Origin of the sequence: Psychrobacter sp., assembly GCF_030457785.1 — a bacterium.
GTDB lineage: Bacteria > Pseudomonadota > Gammaproteobacteria > Pseudomonadales > Moraxellaceae > Psychrobacter.
This window is the reverse complement of sequence record NZ_JAKDUI010000261.1, coordinates 1-3,097: the sequence shown is the minus strand read 5'-3', so window position 1 is coordinate 3,097 and position 3,097 is coordinate 1. Positions and strand designations below refer to the sequence as shown.

Sequence of the window (3,097 nt, the reverse complement as noted above, 5' to 3'; positions counted from 1 at the left end):
GTATTAATTATTTGATTTTTGCTTCTTTAAAGATCACATGCTGGCGTACTTTTGGATCAAATTTTTTGATTTCCATTTTGCCAGGCATAGTGCGCTTGTTTTTGGTAGTGGTGTAAAAATAGCCAGTACCAGCAGTTGATACTAATTTAATTTTATCTCTCATGATAGCTTTCCTGTAAATGAGGGGTCTTCAAACGATAGGTACGGGTCAAAAGTAATAAGCCGCCACAATAACAACAAGTAGTGTGGCAATAAGCAGCTTTGGGAGTAGGACAATGGTAAAAGAACCTATATCTCAAGAGCTCAAAGCTGCCAGTCTTAACTTATACTTTTTGACCTTGTGCGCGTAGATCCGCTAACACTTTATCGATACCAAGTTTGTCTATAACGCGCATACCTTTGGTAGACACACGTAGACGCACAAAACGATTTTCAGACTCTACCCAAAAACGATGGTTATGAAGGTTTGGTAGAAAGCGACGACGGGTTTTGTTGTTTGCGTGCGAAACATTATTACCCACCATAGGGCGCTTTCCAGTCACTTGGCAAACTCGAGACATGGCGAACTCCTAATCTATGAGGTATGAGTTTTTCTCATACCAGTCTGGGCAAGTTGCACGTTTTTGCGGCATGGACACAGCAAGCGGCAGCTTTGCACCAAACAAAACTATATGAAGGTTGAGTTGGTATCACTGTTATCTAAAGGCAAATCACAGGATAACCAATTCAGAAAATTTTAAAGCCGACATTTATACCATAAAATAGATTAGAACTCAAATATTTTTATGATTATCGTCGAACTGAAGGGTGGTCATTATACCTTGAAATGGACAGCTTATGTAGCTGATTATTTGATAGTAAGGGATAATTTTTAGTTGTAAGTTGTAGGAAAAGGCAGTAAAGTTGCTTATATATTCAATACAGTGCATTAACACAACTGATTCTACCTTATAATCCTTGTATCGTTGCTGATTGACGATGACTCTGTGTGATGTTTTCTATCTGTTTGCTCAAACAAGTTCCTGCTGATGCGGAGTCTAAAATATGTCTTATAGTTCACACCCACTTTCTCCTAAGCTGTTTCAGTTAACAGCGCTCACCTTAGCTTTAGCGTTAGCTGGATGTGGTGGGGGAGATGGCGATACTGTTGACTCAATTGCACCTGAGTTTGGTACAGGGTCGGGTGCAGGCGATGGCGGAACTGATGGTGATGATACAAATGTATCAACATCTAACGTTGATGAAATCTATATCTCGTCAGGCAAAAGCCAGCTATCAACCGGTGGTGATAATACCACGGTTGAAATCAGAGTAATCGATGAAAATGGTGGTATTATTGCAGGCGTGCCTGTCACTGTGAGTGTTAGCGATGCAGCACTATATGGTCTATCTATAGACGGTAGTTCAATTCAGACCACTGATGAAAATGGCCTGATCAGCTTGTCCTTACAACAAAGTTCGGTTGGTATTGATTCAAGGTTGAACCACGAAAGTATAATGACGGTAACCGCAAACGATGGCAGTGGAGTAACGCAAAGTTTGCCGATTATCGTTTCAGGTACACGTGCTGATAATGTTATTGCTTCGAAAAACACTATCACAGACACAGAGAACTTTAGTATTTCTGGTCGCGTTTTAGATGCACAAGGAGAAGTGTTTGCTAATACGACCGTGGTTTTATTTAATGACAGTAATGAAATAGCCACTAGAACTACCGATATTAATGGCGAGTTTATCTTTGATACCAATGCAGCATTGCTCACTGCTGTTGATGGGCGCTACAGCTTCAGCCTTGATATACAGGGCTCGCAGATAACTCAGCGTATTTCTAATTTGGTGACTGTCGCTGCTGTAGGCGATGATAGCTCTGATATTATGTTTGCACCGATATCAGATATCGAGGTCAACGAGTCTGAAGAAATGACGCTCAACTTCCCTGATGGCTATAACGGTGATACGGTAGTAATATCAACTAATAAAGGTAAGATACTAGATAACGATGGACAAGCTTCATCGCGCCGTACTTTTGAAGTAAGCAATAATCAAGTCGTTTTTTATGTAGAGTCTGGTGTGCCAGGAAATGCGAACATCACCGCTGAATATGATAATGATGCTACAGCCACGACTATTAACTTCGTTTCTACTGCGCCCACTCAGTTACTGCTTCAAATAGAGCGAGCAGTCATTAGTACTGGTGGCTCAACTCAAGTAATAGCGAGAGTTCTGGACGTAGATGATGCACCTGTTAAAAATGCAATCGTGCAGTTCACCACTACTAAAGATGCATCTGGCGGTAGCTTAGGTCAAGCAGTGGCATATACAGACAATAATGGTCAAGCAATAGTGACCTATAATGCTGGACAAAACTCAACCAGTACAGACGGGGTGGTAATCGAAGCTGAAGTTCAAGCACTTAAATTGCCCGACGGCACCGAAAAATCTGTCAGTGTACCTTTGGATGACTCAGGTATCACAGTACAAACTAAGTCAACATTTATTAGCTTTGCATTTGCTAATACCGTGCGCTCAGGTGATCGAGATGTCTACTACTATAGGAATGGTTCTATCAGTGTTTTAGATAACACTGGGCAGCCTGCTATCAATCAGCAAGTATCCGTAAATTTGATACCAGAAGAGTATTATAAAGGCTTTTATTCTATTGGTATTGATTTAAGTGGAGATGATGCCTGGGTTAAGAGTGCTCTTGCTTGCGACAATGAAGATGTTAACAACAATGGTATCTTAAACCTCGGTGAAGATACTAACGGGAATGGTCAATTAGACCCTGTGAATGTGGCTGCTGTACTCGATGGTGATGGCAATGAGGTCAGCCTCAATCCTAGTCAGGGCTTTAATTTGACAACGGATGACTTTGGTAAAATTGACTTCTCAGTGCGTTATCCAAAAGAATATGCTGAGTGGTATCTCTCTAGTATCACGGTCAATACTAGGGTTGACGGTAGCGAGTCACAACAATCAAGATTAATTGATTTCCCGGTTTTAGTCGATGATGTAGATATTTCTGATGGTATACGTCCAAATTTAAATAGCCCATTTGGAATTGCAACAAACAGCTGTGATAATCCTGATTAGGTTA

At 40.9% G+C, this 3,097-nt stretch carries 3 protein-coding genes; 1 reads left to right on the top strand and 2 read right to left on the bottom strand.

Annotated features, from left to right (window positions below):
- Positions 1–7 precede the first annotated feature (7 nt).
- Together rpmG and rpmB are read right to left on the bottom strand one after the other, a co-directional pair.
- Entirely contained in the window at positions 8–163 is a 156-nt protein-coding gene (rpmG, locus tag L0J61_RS10275; protein ID WP_007394061.1) for a 50S ribosomal protein L33, read from the bottom strand.
- 160 nt (positions 164–323) lie between these two features.
- Complete coding sequence (rpmB, locus tag L0J61_RS10270; protein ID WP_301466349.1) at positions 324–560, bottom strand: 50S ribosomal protein L28; 237 nt, start codon at positions 558–560, stop codon at positions 324–326.
- Between the two features lie 484 nt (positions 561–1,044).
- Between rpmB and L0J61_RS10265 the strand changes: the two genes are divergently transcribed.
- Complete coding sequence (locus tag L0J61_RS10265) at positions 1,045–3,093, top strand: hypothetical protein (protein WP_301466348.1); 2,049 nt, start codon at positions 1,045–1,047, stop codon at positions 3,091–3,093.
- Positions 3,094–3,097 lie beyond the last annotated feature (4 nt).